Origin of the sequence: Phytobacter palmae, assembly GCF_039409775.1 — a bacterium.
Lineage (GTDB): Bacteria > Pseudomonadota > Gammaproteobacteria > Enterobacterales > Enterobacteriaceae > Phytobacter > Phytobacter palmae.
Genome location: NZ_JBCIVJ010000026.1, coordinates 42,174 through 48,247, shown reverse-complemented (window position 1 = coordinate 48,247; position 6,074 = coordinate 42,174). Strand labels below are relative to the sequence as shown.

The 6,074-nt window shown below is 52.3% G+C and carries 7 protein-coding genes; 5 read left to right on the top strand and 2 right to left on the bottom strand.

All coding sequences use genetic code 11. The features are described 5' to 3' along the window. The coding region (locus tag AAIG39_RS22375) for a phosphohydrolase (protein ID WP_343194769.1) at positions 1 to 688 on the top strand (688 nt) is incomplete at its 5' end. Positions 689 to 706: 18 nt separating this feature from the next. Beyond that, positions 707 to 1,171 carry a very short patch repair endonuclease gene (locus tag AAIG39_RS22370; RefSeq protein WP_090087256.1) on the top strand — a complete coding sequence of 155 codons (465 nt, stop codon included), beginning with the start codon at positions 707 to 709 and terminating at the stop codon, positions 1,169 to 1,171. 3 nt (positions 1,172 to 1,174) lie between these two features. Here the strand turns inward: AAIG39_RS22370 and yedA are convergent, their stop codons facing one another. After that, positions 1,175 to 2,086, bottom strand: a complete 912-nt coding sequence (yedA, locus tag AAIG39_RS22365) for a drug/metabolite exporter YedA (RefSeq protein ID WP_343194768.1) — start codon at positions 2,084 to 2,086, stop codon at positions 1,175 to 1,177. A gap of 192 nt (positions 2,087 to 2,278) precedes the next feature. Here yedA and AAIG39_RS22360 point away from each other — a divergent pair, with 192 nt between their 5' ends. The 3 genes from AAIG39_RS22360 (at position 2,279) to dgcQ (ending at position 5,268) form a co-directional block, all read left to right on the top strand. Further along, positions 2,279 to 3,190, top strand: a complete 912-nt coding sequence (locus AAIG39_RS22360) for a DUF808 family protein (RefSeq protein ID WP_343194767.1) — start codon at positions 2,279 to 2,281, stop codon at positions 3,188 to 3,190. Between the two features lie 79 nt (positions 3,191 to 3,269). After that, positions 3,270 to 3,452 carry a YodC family protein gene (locus AAIG39_RS22355; protein ID WP_090087249.1) on the top strand — a complete coding sequence of 61 codons (183 nt, stop codon included), beginning with the start codon at positions 3,270 to 3,272 and terminating at the stop codon, positions 3,450 to 3,452. Between the two features lie 103 nt (positions 3,453 to 3,555). Further along, on the top strand, positions 3,556 to 5,268 hold the full coding sequence (dgcQ, locus tag AAIG39_RS22350; RefSeq protein WP_343194766.1) for a cellulose biosynthesis regulator diguanylate cyclase DgcQ: 1,713 nt from the start codon (positions 3,556 to 3,558) through the stop codon (positions 5,266 to 5,268). On the opposite strand, the gene AAIG39_RS22345 is transcribed toward dgcQ, so the two are convergent. Next, complete coding sequence (locus AAIG39_RS22345) at positions 5,223 to 6,062, bottom strand: mannosyl-3-phosphoglycerate phosphatase-related protein (RefSeq protein ID WP_090087244.1); 840 nt, start codon at positions 6,060 to 6,062, stop codon at positions 5,223 to 5,225. The two genes, dgcQ and AAIG39_RS22345, sit on opposite strands and share 46 nt — an antisense overlap. Positions 6,063 to 6,074: the final 12 nt, after the last annotated feature.

Below are 6,074 nucleotides of genomic sequence, written 5' to 3'. Positions count from 1 at the left end.
ATGGCAGCAGCGCTTCGACGCATGGTTCGAACGACATTATACGCAGGCTGATGCAGCCCACGATGTCGCCCATTTTCGCCGGGTCTGGCGTACCGCCCGGCATCTTATGGAGGGGCAGGAAGTTGATGCGCTGGTGATTCTGACCGCCTGCTATTTTCACGATATCGTCAGCCTCGCAAAAAATGATCCGCAGCGTTCGTTAGCTTCACGTATGGCGGCGGAAAAAACGACAGCTATTCTGCGCTCGGATTTTCCATCTTTCCCGGAAGAACGCCACCCCGCGGTACGTCACGCTATTGAGGCGCACAGCTACAGTGCCGGGATCGCGCCACAAACGCTGGAAGCGAAAATTGTTCAGGATGCCGACAGGCTTGAAGCGTTAGGCGCCATCGGTCTGGCGCGCGTTTTTGCCGTTGCCGGTTCGCTGGGTGTGGCCTTATTTGATAGTCGCGATCCATTTGCCGACGGGCGTGAACTCAATGATAAACGCTATGCACTGGACCATTTTCGAACCAAGTTGCTGACCTTGCCCGCCACAATGCAGACGGAAAAGGGGAGAGCGCTGGCGCAACATAATGCCGATTATCTGGTGCAGTTTATGGCAAAAATCAGCGCGGAATTACAGGGTGATTACCACGGGCTGGATAACGATATATTGCATCGTTTTTGTCATCATAAACCAGGCTAATGGCGCGAGGGGGAGCGAATGGCAGATGTTCACGATAAAGCGACGCGCAGCAAAAACATGCGTGCCATTGCTACCCGTGACACGGCAATCGAAAAACGGCTTGCTTCGCTACTGGACGCGCTTGGCCTGACATTTCGTGTCCAGGATGCCGCGTTACCTGGACGCCCTGATTTTGTGCTGGACGAGTATCGCGCCGTAATTTTTACCCACGGTTGTTTCTGGCACCACCACGATTGCTATTTATTTAAAGTCCCTGCGACACGTACTGAATTCTGGCTGGAAAAAATCGGTAAAAACGTCCTGCGTGATAGCCGCGATAGTGCATTGCTGCGAGAACAGGGGTGGCGGGTACTGATTGTCTGGGAATGTGCGCTACGCGGGCGGCTTAAATTAACGGACGATGCCCTGGCTGAGCGGCTTGAGGAGTGGATCTGCGGGGGAGGCGACACCGCGCAGATCGACACACTAGGCATTCATCAATGAACGCTACTTTTCCGCTTCACAAGGGCTAACCACGGGTCGGGCAGGGAGGAGGTATTTCCCGAGCGTAACCAGTACGACAGCCATAATGATAATCCCGAGCGCAAGCCACTCGATGCTGGAAAGATGTTCGCCGCCAAAACCGGTGCCAAGCAAAACGGCCACAACCGGGTTAACGTAGGCATAGCTGGTGGCAATAGCCGGACTGACATTGCGTATCAGGTACATATAGGCATTGATGGCAATCACGGAACCGAATATGGCCAGATAGCCGACCGCCATAAAGCCCTGCATCGTCGGTAATGTGGTCATCCTCTCGCCGCTGAGCACGGAAGCGGCCAGCAACACGATACCTGCTGCCAGCATTTCGATTGCGCCAGCCATCATGCCGGTGGGTAATTCAATACGTGAACCGTAGACGGAACCAAATGCCCAACTCAGCGAGCCGACAAGGATCATCAGCGCCCCCCACGGGTTACCGCTCAGGTTGCCGCCGCTATTAAGCAGGATGATACCCGCAAGGCCAATAGCAATGCCCATCCACTCTAATTTACGGGTCTGGATACCAAAGAAGTGGCTAAAGCAGAGCGTAAAGAGCGGAACGGTCGCTACGACGACGGCAGCGATGCCGGAAGGGACATTCTGATGTTCCGCTACGGTCACAAAACCGTTGCCTACGGCCAGTAATAACACGCCAATCAGTGCCGCGTTAAGCAGGGGACGCAGCGAGGGAAGTTTATGGCCAGTAATGAGCAAGAATGCCATGAGTAAAATGCCGGCAGACAGAAAACGCACGCCAGCCATCATAAACGGTGGCCAGCTTTCAACCCCGATGCGAATAACAAAGTACGTGGAACCCCAAATAATATACAGCGCGAAAAGTGCACCAATAAGCGGTAAAACTTGCCTGAAACGCATACTCACTCACAGCAAAATAAAAAGGAGGCATATAGTAAACGTCAAAACTATCGCCCTGGCGAGCGGTTAATTGTATTTTATCTGTTAAATTTTTGTTGTCTTGCGCTTGAGGATTTTCGCTGTTGCTTTTTTACATCATACTAAGAGCATCAACAGGCAAAAAAATGCAGACAATCAATAAGGAAGACCATTTTGGCAGGTAGTAGCTTATTAACTTTACTTGATGACATAGCCACGTTGCTGGATGACATCTCTGTGATGGGTAAACTGGCGGCAAAAAAGACCGCTGGCGTACTGGGTGACGATCTTTCCCTTAATGCCCAACAGGTCACCGGCGTACGCGCAAACCGTGAATTACCCGTCGTCTGGAGCGTCGCAAAAGGGTCACTGCTCAATAAAGTGATTCTGGTGCCGCTGGCACTGTTGATCAGTGCTTTTATCCCCTGGGCCGTTACGCCGCTATTAATGATTGGCGGGGCGTTTTTATGTTTTGAGGGTGTCGAGAAGGTACTGCACAGCTTTGAGGCCCGTAAACATAAAGAAACGCAGGAAGCGCGCGAGCAGCGGCTGAACGCGATGGCTTCACAAGATCCGCGCGAATTCGAACGCGATAAGGTTAAAGGCGCAATTCGCACCGATTTTATTCTGTCGGCAGAAATTGTCGCCATCACCCTGGGGATTGTGGCCGAAGCACCGCTGTTAAATCAGGTACTGATTCTTTCCGGAATTGCGGTACTGGTCACGATTGGGGTATATGGTCTGGTGGGCATTATCGTCAAGCTGGACGATATGGGCTACTGGCTGGCAGAAAAACGCGCCGCGCTGGCCCAGGCGCTGGGTAAAAGCTTGTTATTTATTGCGCCCTGGCTAATGAAAATATTGTCTGTCGTCGGGACGCTGGCAATGTTCCTTGTTGGCGGTGGCATTGTGGTACATGGTGTCGCGCCATTACACCACGCCATTGAACACATGGCGCAAGGCAGTAATACCCTGGTTGCGGCATTGCTTCCTGTGCTGGCTAATCTGGTTTTAGGTTTTATCATCGGCGCGATAGTGTTATCGGCGGTGAGACTTATTGCACGCTTGCGTGGAACGCATGCCTGAATTCTCGATTTTGCCACTACGCAAAAGGTTGAAACTTCGTCTAAGGTGAAATCGTTTCACCCTGATACAGGAGGCAAAGATGGTCTTTTTGATCAGTGATGAAGTAAAAGCAAAAAATGGTGGGCAGTGCATGATTGTTACTGGTTATTCCAGCGGGATGGTGGAGTGTCGCTGGTATGACGGTTACGTCGTAAAACGTGAAGCCTTTCGGGAAGATGAACTGGTTCCCGGTGAAGGACGAAAGCTTTGCGAAGAGGCATAGCCATCTCAAACGCCCGGCATGCCCGGGCGTTTTTCTTCTTTTAGTTATTTGCCGTTGGCAATCGCATAACGCATTCAGCGTTGCGTTTATTCATGGAGTCTTTGTGGGGCAGGATAAAGTCGTTAAAAGTCCTCCGCGACTTGCGTTTGTCAAAACCTGGTTTGTTCCCAGCCGGGTCGTGAATCTCTGTTTTGTTATTGTGCTGGTCTGTTCTACGGTACTGACATGGCGTGAAGTCATTGTGATGAAAGGCGCGTATGTCGTCAGTCAGCGTAACGCGCTGGATAATGTTGCTAATGTGCTGGACAGGCAGATGCAGGTAGGCATCGATCGTCTGCTATTTTTTCGCAACGGCATGCAGTCTGCGGTACAAACACCGCTCGCTTTCGATGTTTTACGTAACATACAGGCGGAGTTTGAACAGGAGCGCATCCTTCCTTACTGGCAAATAGGCCTCGATAACCGCCGGACGCTGCCTTTATATGGCGTGTCAGACTATTTTGTTGGTCAAAGCGCCTCGCTAAGCCGTGACAATCCGTTATTGCATAATGAACTGACTGCCGCGATGGAGCTCGGCTATCTGTTCCGTTTTTCCTCCAGCGCCACTATGTTTCCGCGCCGCGCGCTGTATGTCTCCCGGGCGGGTTTTTTTATCTCCACATTACCTGTCGGGAACAATAATGAAATTGTTCAGCACTATTACCAGTACCTGACCAGCCCCTGGTTTACCGGACAAAGCGAGCGTGAAAACAAACTGCGCGGTGTACGCTGGTTTAGTGACGAAGCACATGAAGTGAGCCTTGCTGATTCAATGGTGACCGCCAGTGTTCCTCTGGATTATCAAAATTACTGGTATGGCGTGCTATCAATGAGTTTTCCTGTGTCATCAATGAAGGCACTACTGACGGAAGCGCGCCAGAGTCAGGATAAGGGAGAATATCAGTTGTACGATGCGCAGTTTGCTTTGCTAACCACAACCGCAGAGCACGGAACTGCGGGGCAACAATTTTCCAGCGAGGAGCGCGCACAACTGAAACGGGAGATGGCCAAAGATACCGCGGGCGGCTTGCGTTTGGGGACGCGATTCGTGAGCTGGGAAAAACTCAAACATTTCGAAGGCAGTGTGTTACGTATCCAAACGCTGCGTGAGGGTTTACGTGGTGATTTTGGCAGTATCAGTATCGCCCTGGCCTTATTGTGGCTCCTGTTCACCACCATGCTGCTGCTCTCCTGGGGCGTGATCCGGCGGATGGTCAGCAATATGTTCCAGCTCCAGCATACATTGCAATGGCAGGCCTGGTATGACCCATTAACACGGCTGAATAATCGCGGCGCGTTGTTTGAACGCGCCAGAACCCTGACAAATGAGTGCGCGGCGCAAAATCTCCCGCTCTCGGTGATTCAAATCGATCTCGACCATTTTAAACGCGTCAACGATCGCTTCGGTCACCAGGCAGGAGACCTGGTGTTGTCTTATGCCGCGGGCCTGATTGGTAAATCGATCCGCGAGCAGGACGTGGCCGGGCGTGTCGGAGGGGAAGAGTTTTGCGTATTGCTCCCTGGTGCGACACTTGCGGATGCGACCGCTGTTGCAGAAAAAATCCGCCAGCGTATCAGCGGCAAAGAAATTTTTGTGCAAAAGAGCAAGACCATTCGTGTTACTGCCTCACTCGGGGTGTGTAGCGCGCAGGAAAGCGGCAACTATGACTTCGAACATCTCCAGTCTGTTGCCGACAGTCGTTTGTATCAGGCAAAAAATAATGGCCGCAATCAGGTTTGCGCCGAAGACGGCGTGTCGCCATTACCTAACACATAGTCCATTCCTTCTCGCCACCCCGCTGCGCCTTCAAGGGCGCAGCGGTATACCCGCCCTGGCGTATCATATTGCAAGCGGATCCCCTGGCGGTTCAGCCCTTTTACTACAATAGCGAAATTGACGGTATCCAACAGTGGCGCATCGTTGGGGCCATCTCCTAACCCTATAGTGATATGGCTCGTACCGTCATAATGACGGTACTGGCGTATTAACCAGTTCACTGCCTGATCTTTTCCGCTACGCTCGTCAAGGACATGCCAGAACCTTGCTCCCTGCACGAAACGTAAGCCGAGCTGGGCCAGTTCGGCATCGAACGTCTGCATCTGTTCATCGCTATCCCGCCAGATTAAAGTCTCAGACGCTTCCTGCAAACGGGCGAGCGAAGCTTGTGCAGGAGGAAGACCGGTGACATCAGCGAGAATGTGTTCGTCCATTTCGCTAAAGGTTGTGAACTTGTAGCCATCGCGACTGCGCAATTCGCTGAGAACTTTAGCAATCTCGTCGTGGGAAGAGCCTGTAATAATGCGCGGATAGTTTTCGTGATCCTGCCAGTGTTCATCAAGCTGAATGACAGCGCCGTTCTCGGCAATAAAGGGCAGGCCTTCCAGACCCACCATGCGTTGCACTGCAATCATCTCAGCGGCAGTTTTGCTACTGCAGAGGATCAGGGGAATATGGTGTCGACGAAGTCGGGCAAGCCAGTCAGCCGCCGGTTGCCAGTCGCCGGTGTGGCTATCCTGGAGTGTGCCGTCAACATCGGAAAACACCAGCAATGGGTCGTCAAGGGTTGGCATGGTCTGCTCCTT

What these genes read in the sequence shown, in the direction of transcription:
- AAIG39_RS22370 (WP_090087256.1), top strand. Translation starts at nt 707, where the DNA reads ATGGCAGATGTTCACGATAAAGCGACGCGCAGCAAAAACATGCGTGCC.
- yedA (WP_343194768.1), bottom strand. Translation starts at nt 2,086, where the DNA reads ATGCGTTTCAGGCAAGTTTTACCGCTTATTGGTGCACTTTTCGCGCTG.
- AAIG39_RS22355 (WP_090087249.1), top strand. Translation starts at nt 3,270, where the DNA reads ATGGTCTTTTTGATCAGTGATGAAGTAAAAGCAAAAAATGGTGGGCAG.
- AAIG39_RS22345 (WP_090087244.1), bottom strand. Translation starts at nt 6,062, where the DNA reads ATGCCAACCCTTGACGACCCATTGCTGGTGTTTTCCGATGTTGACGGC.